The 16,993-nt window shown below is 45.4% G+C and carries 15 protein-coding genes; 5 read left to right on the plus strand and 10 right to left on the minus strand.

The genetic code is table 11. The features are described from left to right. Positions 1-58: 58 nt before the first annotated feature. The 3 genes from nfsA to PGH26_RS14260 all read left to right on the plus strand — a co-directional run bounded on the left by nfsA (position 59) and on the right by PGH26_RS14260 (position 2,634). Positions 59-790: an oxygen-insensitive NADPH nitroreductase gene (gene nfsA, locus PGH26_RS14250; RefSeq protein WP_323691698.1), complete on the plus strand. Its 732-nt coding sequence runs from the start codon at positions 59-61 to the stop codon at positions 788-790. 45 nt (positions 791-835) lie between these two features. Then, entirely contained in the window at positions 836-1,996 is a 1,161-nt protein-coding gene (locus PGH26_RS14255; RefSeq protein ID WP_323691699.1) for a class I SAM-dependent methyltransferase, read from the plus strand. Positions 1,997-2,154: 158 nt separating this feature from the next. Continuing rightward, positions 2,155-2,634 (plus strand): hypothetical protein, encoded by a 480-nt coding sequence (locus tag PGH26_RS14260; RefSeq protein WP_323691700.1) that lies wholly within the window; start codon positions 2,155-2,157, stop codon positions 2,632-2,634. Here PGH26_RS14260 and PGH26_RS14265 read toward each other — a convergent pair. Then, a complete protein-coding gene (locus PGH26_RS14265; protein WP_323691701.1) occupies positions 2,533-3,927 on the minus strand; it encodes an L-cystine transporter in 1,395 nt (464 codons plus the stop codon). The two genes, PGH26_RS14260 and PGH26_RS14265, sit on opposite strands and share 102 nt — an antisense overlap. Before the next feature lie 232 nt (positions 3,928-4,159). Here PGH26_RS14265 and PGH26_RS14270 point away from each other — a divergent pair, with 232 nt between their 5' ends. After that, positions 4,160-4,699, plus strand: a complete 540-nt coding sequence (locus tag PGH26_RS14270) for a GNAT family N-acetyltransferase (protein ID WP_323691702.1) — start codon at positions 4,160-4,162, stop codon at positions 4,697-4,699. 271 nt (positions 4,700-4,970) lie between these two features. Next, positions 4,971-6,593 carry an MFS transporter gene (locus PGH26_RS14275; RefSeq protein WP_323691703.1) on the plus strand — a complete coding sequence of 541 codons (1,623 nt, stop codon included), beginning with the start codon at positions 4,971-4,973 and terminating at the stop codon, positions 6,591-6,593. An 82-nt stretch (positions 6,594-6,675) separates the two neighbouring features. On the opposite strand, the gene PGH26_RS14280 is transcribed toward PGH26_RS14275, so the two are convergent. The 9 genes from PGH26_RS14280 to PGH26_RS14320 all read right to left on the minus strand — a co-directional run bounded on the left by PGH26_RS14280 (position 6,676) and on the right by PGH26_RS14320 (position 16,837). Further along, on the minus strand, positions 6,676-7,251 hold the full coding sequence (locus PGH26_RS14280; RefSeq protein ID WP_323691704.1) for a hypothetical protein: 576 nt from the start codon (positions 7,249-7,251) through the stop codon (positions 6,676-6,678). Positions 7,252-7,269: 18 nt separating this feature from the next. Further along, positions 7,270-7,932 carry a Dph6-related ATP pyrophosphatase gene (locus PGH26_RS14285; protein WP_323691705.1) on the minus strand — a complete coding sequence of 221 codons (663 nt, stop codon included), beginning with the start codon at positions 7,930-7,932 and terminating at the stop codon, positions 7,270-7,272. Positions 7,933-8,050: 118 nt separating this feature from the next. Then, positions 8,051-8,557: a DinB family protein gene (locus tag PGH26_RS14290; protein WP_323691706.1), complete on the minus strand. Its 507-nt coding sequence runs from the start codon at positions 8,555-8,557 to the stop codon at positions 8,051-8,053. 284 nt (positions 8,558-8,841) lie between these two features. Next, on the minus strand, positions 8,842-9,351 hold the full coding sequence (locus PGH26_RS14295) for a PCYCGC motif-containing (lipo)protein (RefSeq protein WP_323691707.1): 510 nt from the start codon (positions 9,349-9,351) through the stop codon (positions 8,842-8,844). An 84-nt stretch (positions 9,352-9,435) separates the two neighbouring features. Continuing rightward, positions 9,436-10,818: a class II fumarate hydratase gene (gene fumC / locus PGH26_RS14300; protein ID WP_323691708.1), complete on the minus strand. Its 1,383-nt coding sequence runs from the start codon at positions 10,816-10,818 to the stop codon at positions 9,436-9,438. 129 nt (positions 10,819-10,947) lie between these two features. Further along, on the minus strand, positions 10,948-12,270 hold the full coding sequence (locus PGH26_RS14305) for an ABC transporter permease (protein WP_323691709.1): 1,323 nt from the start codon (positions 12,268-12,270) through the stop codon (positions 10,948-10,950). After that, positions 12,260-12,958: an ABC transporter ATP-binding protein gene (locus PGH26_RS14310; protein WP_323691710.1), complete on the minus strand. Its 699-nt coding sequence runs from the start codon at positions 12,956-12,958 to the stop codon at positions 12,260-12,262. The genes PGH26_RS14305 and PGH26_RS14310 overlap by 11 nt, the downstream gene beginning before the upstream one ends. Positions 12,959-14,702: 1,744 nt before the next feature. After that, positions 14,703-16,256, minus strand: a complete 1,554-nt coding sequence (floT, locus tag PGH26_RS14315; protein ID WP_431312549.1) for a flotillin lipid rafts scaffold protein FloT — start codon at positions 16,254-16,256, stop codon at positions 14,703-14,705. Between the two features lie 47 nt (positions 16,257-16,303). Next, positions 16,304-16,837: an NfeD family membrane protein gene (locus PGH26_RS14320; RefSeq protein WP_323691712.1), complete on the minus strand. Its 534-nt coding sequence runs from the start codon at positions 16,835-16,837 to the stop codon at positions 16,304-16,306. Between the last annotated feature and the right edge of the window lie 156 nt (positions 16,838-16,993).

Consider the following 16,993-nt stretch of genomic DNA (forward strand, 5'->3'; position numbering starts at 1 on the left):
TCTATAATCTCAATCTGGTGTACCATTAATCACAATCACTTGTTGGAGGCGATTCATAATGGTCATTGACTTACTTAAATCCCATTCGTCTGTTCGCTCCTATACAGACGAACGGTTATCAAAAGAAACAGTCCGCGAATTGGTTTCAGCCGGGCAGCATGCTGCAAGTTCACATTTTGTCCAAGCCTATTCTGTTATCCACGTAACCGATGATGCCATTCGTGAAAAACTTGGAGAGTATTCAAAAAACCCTCATCAATTTAATGGCGCCGGGGCGGCATTAGTCTTTTGTGCGGATTTCCACAGGTTAGAAGCTGCAGCCGCATTACATAGTCGGTCAATCGACTTTTCTCATGCAGAAGCTATGCTTGTCGGAACCATTGATGTGGCGCTGTTTGCACAAAATATAGCCATCGCAGCCGAGTCAAAAGGATACGGCATCTGCTATATTGGCGGCGTACGCAATAATCCGGCTGATATTAGCAAGTTGCTGAACCTTCCGAATGGTGTCGTTCCTATGTTCGGTATGACCATCGGCGTCCCTGCTAAAATTAATGAAGTCAAGCCGCGTCTGCCAATGGATGCAGTACTTCACGAGAATATGTATGATGCCAGCAACTATGAAAAGGTTCTTCGTGACTACGACGCAACAATGGCGGCCTATTATGAAACGAGAAGCTCCAATCAGAAGCTCGCCGGCTGGACGGAACAGATGGCCGACTTTTTGGAAGCTCCCCAGCGTCCCCATATGAAACAATTTTTAAGAGAACAAGGATTTAAGTTTGAGTAAGACAGCTCTTTCTTCCCTACCTCTCTTGTAAAGGAGTCAAACCTAATGGAGTTTGAAAATTTGATTACCGACTTAGCACACCGCCTCACGGATGGAACTTTTGTGCGTGCAACGTTCAGTCAGCCTCGCACGAAAGCTGATGGGCTCATGCGTATTAAGGCGAAGCCTATAGAGTTGAAGGGTGAATTGCACATCCAGTTTGAAGAACAGTTTGAGCGGGTGCTGAATCACCATAATATTTCCGCTGCAGGCGTCGAACTATTTTTAACGAATGTTTTAATGCGTTTCAAACAAGTTCAAGCTGAATTCACAGGTGAAACGATTCAAATACAGCTGACTAAGAAGTTTAAAGTTTCCTGGAAGTCCAGTGTCACAGAATCATCCCGGACTGCTGACTTATCTCACAATCGCAAAAAGAATTATTTGCTGGAAGAAGGCACTCCCTATCCGTTTTTAATTCGACTTGGCGTACAGACCGCAGATGGACGGGTTAAGAAACAAAAGCACGATAAGTTCAGACAAATTAACCGGTTTATCGAATACATCGACGATGCACTGAGTCACCTTCCAAAAGATCGGACTGTCCGGATTCTGGACTTTGGTTCAGGTAAGTCGTATTTGACGTTCGCCTTGTATCATTATCTTCATATTGAAAAGGGACTCGATATCCATGTAACTGGACTCGATTTGAAGAAAGAAGTCATTGAAGAATGCTCAGAGATTGCACGCGACCTAAACTACGATCGCTTGGAGTTTTTAGTTGGTGACATTAATGATTATGAAGATGAGACCTCAGTTGATATGGTAGTTACGCTGCATGCGTGCGATACGGCGACGGACATGGCGCTCGCCCGTGCGGTCCGTTGGGGAGCCAGTGTCATTCTAAGTGTGCCTTGCTGTCAGCATGAATTGTTCAGTCAAATCCAGTCCCCCGTATTGGATGTGATGTTGCAGCACGGACTCGTGAAAGAACGCTTTTCAGCGCTGGCAACAGATTCAATCCGCGCTGAGCTGTTGACGCTGGCCGGATATGAAACACAGTTGCTGGAATTCATCGACATGGCACATACCCCAAAGAACATTTTGATTCGCGCGTACCATTCAGGGAAACAACCCTCGCCGGAATCGATTGCGCGGTACAAAGCATTTCGGGATTTGTTGAATGCGAAACCGTTTTTGGAGAATGAATTGAAGTTGGATATATAGAGTGAATGAGTTAAAGGAAAGCACCTGCGTTTGCGGGTGTTTTTTTGTGGTGTTTTGGGTGGGGTGCTGCTGGCTTGAGCGGATTTACTTCTCGCTTGATCACATTCGCCTGGGCTTGAGCGGGTTCGTCTTACGGAACGAGCGGGTTGGCATCCGGATTGAGCGAGTCGCCTTCCGGAACGAGCGGGTTGCTCCTCGAATTGAGCGGGTCGCCTCGCGGAACGAGCGGGTTGCTCCTCGAATTGAGCGGGTTCCCTCGCGGAACGAGCGGGTTGGCGTCCGAATTGAGCGGGTCGCCTTCCGGAACGAGCGGGTTGCTCCTCGAATTGAGCGGGTTCCCTCGCGGAACGAGCGGGTTCACGTCCGAATTGAGCGGGTCGCCTTCCGAAACGAGCGGGTTGACCCTCGAATTGAGCGGGTTCCCTCGCGGAACGAGCGGGTTCGCATCCGGATTGAGCGGGTCACCTTACGGGTCGCTCCAATCCTCATCCACACAAAAAAACATCCGCCTCTCAATTCAAGAGGCGGACATCTGCTTACAATTCAGATACAGTTGTTTCCCGCGCCATGACTTCATCATACTTCGCGTTATCAAGTTCTCCTGTCACGCGTGCTGTTGTGACGCCCGCTGTCATTGATCCGCTGACGTTCAATGCTGTACGTCCCATGTCAATGAGCGGCTCGACAGATATCAAAATTCCTGCAAGTGCGATTGGCAGATTCAATGCAGATAACACAAGAATCGCTGCGAACGTTGCGCCTCCGCCAACACCTGCGACACCGAACGAGCTAATTGCAACAATCGCCACGAGTGTCAATATGAATTGAAGATCGATTGGCTGACCGACTGTCGGTGCAATCATGACAGCAAGCATCGCCGGATAAATCCCTGCACATCCATTTTGACCGATCGAGAGTCCAAATGACCCTGCAAAGTTTGCGATCCCGTCAGGTACACCCAATCGAGTCGTCTGTGTGTTGAGTGTCAACGGCAATGTCCCCGCACTGGACCGTGACGAGAATGCGAACAGCAATGTGTCTCCCGCTTTCTTCACGTACGTAATCGGGTTTAATCCGCTTACTGCAAGAATGACTAAGTGCACTAAGAACATGACGATCAGTGCAGCGTAAGAAGCTGCTACGAACTTACCTAAATTCACAATTGCTCCGTAATCCGAGAGCGCAACGGTTCTCGCCATGATTGCGAGAATTCCATACGGCGTCAGTCGCAATACAATTTTCACAACAGCCATGACCAATGAATATACGGCATCTATCCCTTTTTGTACGACTGCCGCTTGTTCAGGTTCTTTTCTTCGAATCGTCAAAAATGCGAATCCTAAGAACGCAGCAAAAATTACCACACCGATTGTCGATGTCGGACGAGCACCGGTAAAGTCAAGAAATGGATTGGCGGGCAATAAATCCAATAACTGTTCTGGCAGCACTTTATCTGACACACCTGCAGCCGTTTCCTCCAGCGATACTCCTCGGGAAATCTCTGCATCGCCCTGTACGATTTGTTCAGCGTCCAGACCGAACAAGAGTGCAGAACCGATTCCGATCAGCGCTGCAATGGCAGTCGTTCCAATGAGCAATCCTAAAATCAAGGCTGCCTGTTTTCCAAAGTTTTTCCCTGCTGCCACTTTAGTAAAGGCAGTCAAAATTGAAATGAAAACGAGTGGAACAACTATCATTTGAAGCAGTTTAATATAACCTGTGCCTAAAATGTTGAACCAAGGTACTGATTGCTGCAGTGCGCTAGACTCCGCTCCATAACTGACATGTAAAATAACCCCATATAAAATACCTAAACCTAATCCTGTGAACACCCGCTTTGAAAATGAAACATGTTTGCGGTTCATCCAAAACAATATTGCTGCTAAAAGAAGCAGCCCTGCCACATTCAACAAAACAAATCCTGTATCCATCCCAATGTCCCCCTTTGTAAGTAATCTATGATTTTTTGATTCACTTTAGTTTATGTACTTAATCCCGATATGTCAACTAGGGATTAAAGTTTTTTTAAAAAACAAGAAAAATTCTCGAGTCAGAATTCCTAAAACAACGCCATTACGCCAGTCTCTTTTGTTTAAACATATTCCAACGGGTCATAATTTTTGCTACAATAAACAAAATCTACTACGTAATTGGGGGACTTAGATGTTTACCTTACCTGTTTCAGAAACGGTTTCACTGAAGTTGCTAGAACAAGAAGATGCTGCAGAACTGTTCTTTCTGGTCAATGAATCAAGGACGCATTTAAGAGAATGGCTTCCATGGGTAGACGGCGCACTCTCTCCGGAAAGCTACCGCCCGGTTATTGAAATGTGGCTGAAACAGTTCGCAGAGCACAATGGCTTTCAGGCTGGGATTCTTTATAATGGAGAAATCGCCGGGATGATCGGATTCCACAAAATTGATTGGATGAATAAAAGTACCAGTTTAGGTTATTGGATCGGGGAACGTTTTCAAGGGAATGGCATCATGACAGACGCAGTTCGCGCAATGATTGACTATGCATTTTCAATCTATAAACTAAATCGCGTTGAGATTCGTTGCGGTACAGCGAACGCAAAGAGCCGTGCCATTCCAGAAAGACTCAACTTTCATCTTGAAGGAATACAGCGGGATGCTGAGTTTCTGTATGATCATTTTCATGATTTGGCTGTTTACAGTATTCTTGCGCGGGATTGGAACTAATCTATCTTTATCAGCTATTTCGCTTATACAGGAAGTAGCTGTTTTTTTATGTAATTTGTTTGAGAAACCGGGTTCATTCCTTATCGACTCGGGTATTTTAAGTACGTGTTACTGGTTTTTCAGAATCACCAGTTACCGAACTTTCCAACCATGCAAAACACGGACTGCATAGTTTAGTTCTGTCATCTTTAGTTCATGTAAAGTTCAGGTACTTAGGATACACTGTTTAAATAGTTTATTAACATAGACGTATTGTAAAGGAGGTCACACTATGGCAGCAGAAAAAACATCCAAAGTGAATATTGGCTTTGTTATTTTGTTGGTAGGTGTGTTCATGGCAGCACTTGATAACGGGATTATCAGTGCGGCGCTAACAACCATCAACACCTCATTTGACGTAAGTGCTACACAAGGATCTTGGGGGATTACTCTATATACGCTGGGTCTCGCTGTAATGACACCTATTGTCGGCAAGCTCGCTGACCGGTATGGACGAAAAAAACTTTTCCTCATCGAAATTGCGATTTTCACCGTCGGATCACTGGGAGTGGCACTTAGCCCGAACTTCGAGCTATTCCTCGCAGCCCGCTTATTCCAATCATTTGGAGGCGGCGGTATTTTCATCATCGCAAGTTCTCATGTACTAAGTACATTTACGAAAGAAAAACAAGGCAGCATGCTCGGACTTTTAGGAGGCATGAACGGGATCGCATCCGTTGTCGGACCTAACATCGGGAGCTTCCTTATCGATATCACAGGAAACTGGCATTGGCTGTTTATCATCAACGTTCCTATTGGAATCGCGCTTGTCATAGTCGGCTTCTTCTCATTGGAAGAAACAAAATCGTATGTAATGTCTAAAATTGACTTCCTCGGAATTTCGCTCTTGTCATTTTCTATATTGAGCGTCATGTTCGCCATTAATAACGTTGGCCGCGGGGGTTCCTTCACAGAAGCAATTGTAAAATGGAGTGTACTTGGACTTCTAGTTCTCGGCATCCTAATTTTCGCAGCGCTCATCTTTGTTGAAAAACGGAACGAACAGGGTGATACAATCGACCCGATCCTTCCCTACAGCTTACTTCGCAAGCCTACGTATGCGATGACTATGGTGATGGGATTATTATCAGGGACATTTATCGGTGCGATTATTTTCATTCCCTCATTTGCACAGCAGATTCTCGGGATTTCAGCGGCGAAATCAGGTTATTGGATGACACCGCTTGCTTTAGCGTCAGGGATCGGTGCAGGTGGCGGCGGTTATTTTGTGGATAAAAAAGGACCTGTTCCCACGCTGATATTTGCTGGAATTGTCGGGATCATCGGATTTGGCGGACTTGGATTTTTTGTAGATACTAAATTACTATTCATTGTATTCTCTGTCATTGCAGGGATTGGTTTCGGGTTTGTTCTCGGTGCTCCATTAACCGTCCTGACTTCGAATGCTGCAGGCAATCAAAAAGGTTCAGCGATTGGAACATTATCTGTAGCCAGGCAAGTCGGATTGACGATTTCACCGGCATTTTTTGCAGCCTTCATTCAAATGGGGTTCAGTAAAATTGGAGATCTCATTCCACAAAAATTGCAGGACCACGGAATTGACCCGAACACGCTTCCTGAAGGGGCACTGGAAGACTTGCAAGGTTCAAGTTATGGAGAACTTCAATCGAAAATCGATCAAATCCCTGCGCCAGAAGTTCGTGACGCACTTCATGAGGCATTCCAGCAAGCTGCCCATTCAGCCTACCAGCCAATCTATTTAACAACCGCTGTCATGGCACTGCTCATTATCATCATTGCCGTCGCATTCAGTAAGCAATATAAAAAAGATGCCATTGAAAGTGACCGGTTAGAAGAGCAATCTCAACACCCATCCGACACAGTTAAAAAATAAAATGTGAATGAAAAGCCGTTCTGGAATTTCCAGAGCGGCTTTTTTGCATAAAAAATCCTGAAGGCGACAAACAACCTTCAGGTTATTGAACCCATTCTGCTTTTAAAAGCAGACAGCGATCATACTCTTTCAGATGCTCCAGCTGTTCTTCTTCGTTCACTGGAAGTGCTTGCACTCTGCCGCTGGCTGAGACAATATAATACGCAAGATAGACGGCCTTCCCTTGTTTCAGCTTCAGTTCACCTTCAAATCCCGGCAGTAACGTAGAACCTCCCGGGACAGCTTCCAGTTCCGGCTGCAGCATTTCACCAGGCCCGCTGAATAGAATTCGATCTGCTGATTCCCCTTCCGTTGGCTGAACTCCAAAGGCAATGTGTGCGTGTGTGCCTTCTGCTGAACCGTTCCACGGCATTTCTGCCAGTGTACCGATAAACTCGCCCTGTTCAAACTGCTCAACGGAAAGCTGGATTGTTCTGCCAGCTGATAATGGATCCTTCGAGCTGAAATGCAGAGCGTCAATTCCGCCTGAACTGTAGATTAACTGCCGCTCATCTTCCGTCAATACCCGCTGCGTCAGCGTGATGGATTTACCGCCAAGACATCCTGAAAGCAAAAGTGCGACTAGTATCAGGATTCCACTTACACCTATTCGTTTCACGTGCATCCCCTTTGTCTGTCAGCGTTTTACCTCACAACTAGTTGGCAGAAAAACATAATTGTCTTTTTCAATTCGGTTTCCGAACGTTAATGGGACCCGTTCACTGAAAATCGGTCCATTTGCAACGACTGTATGGAATTCTCCGGACTCTCCACAACTATCGATTCCAAGAGCGTCAAGTTCATCCATCACTTCAATCGTAAATCGCTCTCCAAGGAATCGTTCCGGCATCCGATTCGTGTCGACTACAATAATATACGCTTCAAATCCTGCGGCGATGAATTCCTCAAGCAATTGTCTTCTTGGAATTAGCCATAGCGGATGCCACGCCGTCATGCCTGCCTTTTCGCACGCCTGCTGTACCCAAGTCCGATGGTCTTCTAAATCGATATCGCCAAAGACACCGCAGTCAATACCTGCTTGCGTGCTTTCTTTCATCGCTCCGATAAACTCTTGTTCATAGGTTGCCCAGGACGCTTGCCGCTTCATGAAAGGTACACCCATGCGCTCAGCTTGTGCACGGATCACTGATTCTGGCAGGGCATGCGATCTAGAACGATCGGCCTCTTCCTCAAACATCGTCCAGACCCGTGTGAGCTTGCCATCATTCTGTCCTGCTTTGTACACAGCCATCGCAGAGTCTTTCCCTCCGCTCCAAGAAGCTACGAATTTTTTGTTCATGCGATCCACTTCCCTTTTCATAGACTTGCAGACAGTATAGCATTTAAGAGTCGCCAACAAAAAACTCCCTAGGCGCACATGGCCTCAGGGAGCTGACTTCTAAACTGAATTTTCCAAGTTAGATTGCTTTTTTTAATTGCAGCGATTCAATCGTATCGCGCAACTGTTTCAGGTGGCGCTTCTCATGCAATCCTACGAATGGGAACCATTGACACAATGGAATTTGTCCAAAAATCGGATGCTTGAATGACTTTTTCATAAGTGATTCTTTGTTGCTGCTGTCATATACATCGAGTAAATATAACCGGGAATTGTGTAATTCCTGCTTCATCTCGCAAAGCGTCTTAAATGTATCAGAAGGAACTGTTCGTCCTGGAGCTTCTACTTTAATAATACGGTTGGTTGAAATGGAAATCGGCTTTTTCATCGCTTTTGGGCTTTCTGGATTCTTTAATTCCTTTGCCACATTTGAAGCGATGAGCGCTTCCATGAGCGAGAGATGCTCGAGGATTTGTTTCGGTGACCAGCCGCCATTGGCAGGTTTCCGATTGAGTTCCTCATTCGTCAGTCCTTGGACTGCTTGTAAAATTTTCTTGCGTATTTTATTATTGCCTTCAAAAACCATGGTACCCCTCCTACGCAGTTTTCGCGTCTGCATTCTCTCTGAAATATATTTGAATCATACGCCCATATTCTTGAAAAAGAAACCCTAAATCCAACTGTCAGAATAGTAAATTCCCGTCCCTTTTACACCTCATCTGACACCGATCATAGACCACCTTTCAAAAGAATACAACCTTTATGGGTTAATCCTATTGTGAAAGGGTTTCCAGCGGTTTTTCATGCAAAAATAATGAATGGTTTTATTCAAAAAAACAGGCCCTCCTAGGAGAACCTGTTTTCCTCATTTTATGATGGCATTGGCGTATCAGTTGGACGCGCGTACCCTGTTTTATAATCTGAATCGATTGTCGCTCGAATCTCTTTTAAAGATTTACCTTCTTGCGCCATCTTCACAGACTTGATTGCGATTTCTACACAGACGTCACAGCGCGTGCCATGGTCATCCCAGACGACAGAACCGTCTTTGCGGATTTCATCCACAAAACAGTTCAAGTTGTTGTCGTGATCTGCACTGTCTGCACACCCGCAATAGCAAGGCATGTATTTCAAAATATCTTCTGCATGACCTGCTACTTGATAAACAAGTTGAAGATTCTCCGATTTGTCATCGAGAAATTCAGGCTGTTGTTCTGCAGAAGCAGTGACTTGCTTTAAGTCACCATTGGGAAGCTGCTTCTCTTCACCTACAGCAAGCGCTGGAGATTCATCGTGGTGCTGTTCTGTAGCCGTTTTCCCACTGCATGCAGCGAGAACCATCATAAGTATCGCTAAGATCGGCATGAGACGTTTTTTCATGGGCATGTCGACTCCTTTTCTTAAAGGTTGTCCATTAAGCATACCCGATGGAGAGCGTACGCACCGTTACAATATTGTGACGACTTACAGGCCGGTCATTTTTGAAGGGTCAACCCACTCATTGAACTGATCTTCAGTTAGAAGTCCTGTTTTTAGTGCAGCTTCCTTCAAAGTTGTACCTTCTTTGTGAGCCATTTTCGCGATTTTCGCGGCATTTTCATACCCAATATGCGGATTCAGAGCAGTTACGAGCATAAGTGAGTTTTTCACTTTGTTGTCGATTTCTTCACGATTCGGTTCAATTCCAACTGCACAATTGTCATTGAAGCTGACCATACCTTCTGCTAACAATTTTGCTGTTTGCAAGAAGTTGAAGATGATGACCGGTTTAAATACGTTGAGCTCAAAGTTACCTTGGCTCGCTGCAAACCCGATTGTTGCGTCATTCCCCATGACTTGAGCAACGACCATCGTCAACGCTTCACTTTGTGTCGGGTTCACTTTACCTGGCATAATTGAACTGCCTGGCTCGTTTTCAGGAATCGTGATTTCACCGATACCTGAACGCGGACCGCTTGCTAACCAGCGAACGTCATTGGCAATCTTCATAAGATCCGCTGCGAGTGCTTTCATTGCCCCGTGTGTGTAAACGACTTCGTCATAGCTTGTCAATGCGTGGAATTTGTTTTCAGCTGATGTGAATTCAATCCCGACAGACTTGGAAATTTCTTCGGCTACTTTGTCTCCGAATCCTTTTGGTGCGTTCAGTCCCGTACCTACAGCTGTTCCGCCGATAGCAAGTTCTTTCATCGACTGCACGCTGTCTTTTAACATTTTCTCAGTTTTCACAAGCATTTGGTGCCAGCCGCTCATCTCTTGTCCAAGTGTAAGCGGGGTTGCATCTTGCAAGTGTGTACGACCGATTTTGATAATATCCATGAACGCTTCAGATTTATCGCCCAGCGTCTTTTTTAGTTTTTCGAGTGCTGGAATAAGTTCACGCTCCACTGCAATTACGCCTGACACGTGAAGGGCTGTCGGGAATGTATCGTTTGAACTTTGTGACTTGTTCACGTCATCGTTCGGATGCAAACGTTCTTCCTCGCCCCACTGTTCTAATAACTGGTTCCCGCGGTTTGCGAGTACTTCGTTCATATTCATGTTGGATTGCGTTCCACTGCCTGTTTGCCAAACGACGAGCGGGAAATGATCGTCCCATTTGCCTTCTAGTACTTCATTGGCTGCAGCTGCGATCGCTTTCATCTTCACTTCAGAAAGGTTTCCGAATGAGTGACTTGCAATGGCTGCAGATTTTTTCAAATGTGCAAAGGCTTGGATGACGCCAGTCGGAATGCGCTCTCCGCCAATTTTAAAGTTTTGTTTACTGCGTTGTGTCTGTGCGCCCCACAGTTTGTCCGCCGGGACTTGAATTTCACCAAACGTATCGTGTTCAATGCGGTATTCCATCCTGAAAACCCCTTTTCGCAATTAAATTCACTCTCTTCTAATCTATCATGACGGATTCCGCATGCAAAATCAAAGATATTTGAATTGATTGAATGAGAAAAGATCCGCCACATTGAGCGGATCTTCCTTTTACAATTCGCGGCGAAGCGCATCGATGACGTCAATTTGTGTTGCTTTACGTGCGGGACGCCAGCCGGAGACCATCGCAACGCCGATACTGATGGCTGATGCAATGACAACGAGTTGCCATGGAATGATGGAGAATGTGACGTTCAATTCCTCAAAATCTCCTTCTCCAAGCGCCGCTCCTACTATGAGCGGCAAAATGTAATTCGCAAGGATGCTGATGGCGTAAGACAGAATAACCGCGATTACGGTTCCAATGATTCCAATCCATGCACTTTCCAGTAAAAATAGACGCTGAATCAATTTCGGCTTCGCTCCGAGTGCTTTCATGACACCGATTTCACGCGTACGCTCCGTAACCGCCATCGTCATCGTATTGAATATACCGATGGATGAAATTAAAATTGCGATGGTTCCGACAAAGATCAGTCCCGCTTTTAAAGCTAGGAAAAAGACATCAATCTGTTCCAATTCTTCAGAAATGGAATAGACAGAATACCCATCGTTTTTGAGTGAAGTCGTGATGCCTTTTACATTTTGCAGTTCATCCGCGTAAACGTTCAGGTTCGAATTGAGCAGCGAGTCTTCGCTTCCTTCCGCCTTATGCCGGTCATAAATGGCTTCCAGCTCTGGAATTAATGAAGCATCTGCATATAATTTTCCGTCAGAGATGAAGTCTTTTGAAGGGGCCTTTGCTATTCCGACAATCGTGAGTTTGATCGGCTCTTTGTAAAATTCATTCGTTTCATAGCTTCCGAATTCATAGGTGATTTCCTTTCCTAGTAATTCGCCTTCATAGTGCGGCAACTCGGCTTCCGCTTGATCTTCATCGTTCGCTTGAGTGTCTCGTTGTTGATTTTGAAATTTCTCAACTTCTTCTTCATTCATTAAATTCTTAGCAAAATCATATCCAACTACGATTTCAGATTTTGTCTTTGGCAATCGTCCTTCTGCTAAAGCGAATCCTGCCTTTTTTTCCTCGTTAAAGTCAGTAACGAGAAGACCGCTCTGGCTCGTATATTTATCCAGCGCGGATTCCTGCGCAGCATTCACTTCTTGTCTGAGAACTACGGCTTTCACATGATCGAGTTTTTTCATCTTGTCCGCTTTCTCTATATCTAAATCTGCAGCGTAGACTTCCACTTGAGTCACAAGACGGTTATCGAGAATCTCTCTTTTCAATGTATCCTGTATTCCAAAACCGACAGAAGCCAGGATGATAAGGAAAGCCGTACCCATGGTTGCGGCTAAAATCGTCATGAAGACGCGAAGTTTATTCTTTTTAATGTGCTGGCTCACAAAGTCCAGCTGATCTTTAAATTGCATGATGCATACCTCCTGCTTTCAAAACGCCGTCATGCATTTGATAAATCTCATCTGCAATCGAAGCCACTTCATCGTCATGTGTAATAATGACGAATGTAATTCCGCGGGATTCGTTCAGTGAACGGATGAGCGCAAGGATTTCCTGTTCAGTTTCTGAGTCCAGACTGCCCGTTGGCTCGTCCGCAAAAATGATGGGCGGATTCGTAATCAGGGCACGGGCGATACTGACGCGCTGCTGCTGTCCGCCAGACAACTCATTCGGATAATGATCTTGCACTTCTTTCAAACCGACGTGCTGAACGAGTTGCCTTACGAGTTTTGTGCGTTCCGTTTTTGAGACACCTTTCAGTTTTAAAGGAAGTTCAATATTTTCGAATGTCGTGAGACCGGGCATAAGTTGAAAGTTTTGGAAGATGAATCCGAATTGGTCGAGGCGGAATTCTGCACTTTGGGTTTCAGTGAAGTCAGAAGTCACCGTCCCATTGACCGTAATCCGTCCGCTTTCAGGCTTCAAGAATCCAGCCATAATATGCAGCAGTGTTGACTTCCCTGATCCACTTCTGCCGACAATGGAGATGATGGATCCTTTTTCGACTTCGAATGATAGGTCTTTCAGGACGGGCACGGGGCGCTCTTTTCCTTTTTTACCGATTTTGAATGAATGCTGAATATGTTCTACACGAATCACGTTGTTGTCCTCCTCTAAATTGCTGATACGTTGAGTATGACAGCCAAATCTTTAGAAGAAGTGTATGAAAATATGAAGAGTTTCTTAAGATGTTGAATTTTTTCACAGAGAGGGCTTCGCAAGGCGAAGCACACCCATTAAATCTTGGTTTGGATTGGTTAAGGGCACTTTTTCGCGAGCGGGTGTGCTGCTGGCCTGGGAAAACGGTCCGCGGGCGGTGCGGTTATGATCACTTTTCGAGTTTTATGAGCGCGTATCCTGGTTTATGATCACTTTTCTAGATTTAAGAGCACATCTCAGGGATTATGAGCGATTTTAGAGTTTTATGAGCGCAATTCCGTTTTTATGAGCGATTCCACAGTTTTATGACCGCTCTCTCAACCCAATGGCTGCTTTAAGACCCCCCCAGCCTCACAACTCGCCGCACTAAATGCTTCGCATGGCGAAGCACACCCATTAAATCTTGGTTTTGATTGGTTAAGGGCACTTTTTCGCGAGCACGTGTGCTGCTGGCCTGGAAAACGTCCGCGGGCGGTGCGGTTATGATCACTTTTGAAGTTTTATGAGCGCATATTCTGGCTAATGATCACTTTTCCTTATTTATGATCACATCTCAGGGGTTATGAGCGATTTTAGAGTTTTATGAGCGCAATTCCGTTTTTATGAGCGGTTCTACAGTTTTATGAGCGCTCTCCCAACCCAATGGCTGCTTTAAGACCCCCCCCGGCCTCACAACTCGCCGCACTAAATGCTTCGCATGGCGAAGCTCACCCATTAAATCTAGGTTTGGATTGGCTAAGGGCACTTTTTCGCGAGCGGGTGTGCTGCTGTCCTGGGAAAACGTCCGCGGGCGGTGAGGTTATGATCGCTTTTTGAGTTTTATGAGCGCATATCCTGGTTTATGATCACTTTTCCTGAGTTATGAGCGTATCTCAGGGGTTATGAGCGATTTTAGAGTTTTATGAGCGCAATTCCGTTTTTATGAGCGATTCCACAGTTTTATGAGCGCTCTCCAACCAATGGCTGCTTTAATTCCCCCAGCCTCACAACTCGCCGCACTAAATGCTTCGCATGGCGAAGCACACCAATTAAATCTTGGTTTTGATTGGTTAAGGGCACTTTTTCGCGAGCGGGTGTGCTGCTAGCCTGGAAAACGGTCCGCGGGCGATGAGGTTATGATCACTTTTGGAGTTTTATGAGCGCATATCCTGGCTTATGATCACTTTTCCTGATTTATGATCACATCTCAAGGGTTATGAGCGATTTTGTAGTTTTATGAGCGCAATTCCGTTTTTATGAGCATTTCCACAGTTTTATGAGCGCTCTCCCAACCCAATGGCTGCTTTAAGACCCCCCAGCCTCACAACTCTCCGCACTAAATGCTTCGCAAGGCGAAGCTCACCAATTAAATCTTGGTTTTGATTGGTTAAGGGCCACTTTTTCGCGAGCGGGTGTGCTGCTGTCCTGGAAAACGGTCCGCGGGCGATGAGGTTATGATCACTTTTGGAGTTTTATGAGCGCATATCCTGGCTTATGATCAGTTTTCCTGAGTTATGAGCGTATCTAAAGGGTTATGAGCGTATCTAAAGGGTTATGAGCGATTTTATAGTTTTATGATCACAATTCCGTTTTTATGAGCGGTTCCACAGTTTTATGAGCACTCCCCTAAAGCCCGCCCACACACAACAAAAAAAACCGTTCTCCCCAGTCACCTGGAGAGGACAGCTATCTGTATTCAATATTATTACTCTTTACCCGAAGCTTCATCAGTTGCGGATTCTTCTGTAGATGCTGCAAGTGGCGAACGTGGTTTCTTGAGTTCTTCTGCAAGATTATCGAGGCTCGGGCGCAATGTCCCTTTGCCTGCGTAACTTTCCAGCATTTCTTTAATGTTAAGACCTGTTGTTGCGCCAAGCGATTCCTGCATCGTAGCCATAAGATCCGTTGCGTAGCCAGTTACTTTATTGGCACCGCCGCCTTCTCCGCTGCCTGTGTCCACAACTGTAATCTTATCGATATTCGCAAGTGGACTTGCAACTTGTTTCGCGTATTCCGGTAGCATGCCGACAATCATATCAAGCATTGCTGCCTGACCATAATGTTCAAATGCTTCTGCAATTTTGCGCTTCGCTTCTGCTTCCGCGAGACCTTTAAGACGGATGATATCCGCTTCAGATTCACCTTGGGCCCGCTGGGAATCCGCACGTGCCGTACCGTCTAAACGAACTTTTTCAGCGTCTGCAGCTGCACGGGCTTCAATGCGGTATTTCTCAGCATCCGCTTCAGCAAGCTGGCGGGACTTATCAGCTGCTGCATTTTGCTCAATTGCATAACGGTCCGCATCTGCCTTTTTCTTAACTTCAGAATCGTATTGACGTTCACGGCGTTGAATCTCTTTTTCTTCAAGTTCAATTTGTTTCTGACGCTCGATGATGCGGATTTGCATTTCTTGTTCCATAACTTCCTGCTTGGAACGGGCTGTTTGCAATTCGTACGCTTGGTCGGCACGGGCACGGGCTGCATCTTGCTCCAAACGGTACTCCGCAACTTTCAATTGGTTTTCTTTTTCGGCTTCTGCAATTTCAGTCGCACGCTCAATTTCAGCTTTTTGCGCTTCTTTAGAAGCCTCAGCGTTCTTAATCCGCGTTTCTTTTTCCGAAATGGCAGTTGCAATATCGGCATCCCGCTTCACTTGTGCGATACGCGGCTTACCTAGGGAATCGAGGTATCCGTTTTTATCACGAACGTCTTTAATCGTGAACGATACGATGACTAATCCCATTTTGGCAAGATCTTGTGACGCTACACGCTGTACTTCTTGAGAGAATTTGTCACGGTTTTTGTATATTTCTTCGACTGTCATTGACCCTAAGATAGAACGTAAATGACCTTCCAGCACTTCCTTCGCTTCATTCTCCCGGTCTTCTTTCGATTTCCCTAGGAATTGTTCGGCAGCTGTAGCGATTTCAGAGATTGATCCGCCTATCTTAATGATTGCTGTCCCATCTGCCATGACTGGAACCCCTTGCTCTGTGTACACTTCAGGCGTCGTTACTTCCAATTTACTGGAAAGCAGACTTAGTGGCGCTGCCTGTTGGAATACCGGCAAGACGAACGTACCGCCTCCGCGTATAATTTTGACTTTGTTTCCGGAGTCGTCAGTATGGACATTCTTCGTCCCAATATAGCTTCCTGTTACAATTAATGCCTCATCCGGTCCTACAGTACGGTATTTCGTCACGTACACAAGGATTACAGCTAATACAACAAATACCGCGATTGCAATGGCAATCCACATTCCTGGTAATTCAACTGGCATTTCATTTCCCCCTTATACTGGTAAGATTATTTGAAACGGAAAGGTTCATATTCTTTGACGATGAACGTTCCTGAATCGACTTCGATAATCAGTACTTCTTTCCCGTAGTCGATTGGATGATTCTCATAGCCTGATGCTCGCTTTGACAATATGCCGTTCACTGTTTCGATTACAATTTCACCAAATCCATCTGCAGGAATCGGGACGATGACTTTAGCCACTTTCCCGGCAAGCGAATCATCCGTATACGCAATTGAAACCTCCGCAGACTTTAGTGGCAGTAAAATGAAGAAGTATAGTAAAAAGTCGAGTATTGCGCCGGCAGCCAATGAAATAATTAGAATAAGACCGCTTCCAAGTTCTGTAGCGAGTTCCAGTACGTATCCCCACGTTGCCGTTAACGTAACGAATGGCAAGAGCACAGCTGGATCGAATAAAGGAAACAAATCGCCGGCTCCATCTGTTAAATCACTGAAGAATAAGTACAGCATGGTTGCAATTCCGGCGATAATCAATATTGGTAAATACAGTTCTTGAATCGTCATGCCGAACAGTTCCATTTCAAACACCCCCTTATGTCTATTCTATACGAATGACTGTTAGAAAGGATTCATTTAAAAGAATATTTTGTTACCTATTACGCAATTTGTATGGTTCTTCCTATAGTTGTGAACAATTGGTGGAGTGTAATCTGTTCAAAGTTACTTTTTTTGTCG

This window comes from Sporosarcina jeotgali, from assembly GCF_033304595.1.
Taxonomy (GTDB): domain Bacteria; phylum Bacillota; class Bacilli; order Bacillales_A; family Planococcaceae; genus Sporosarcina; species Sporosarcina jeotgali.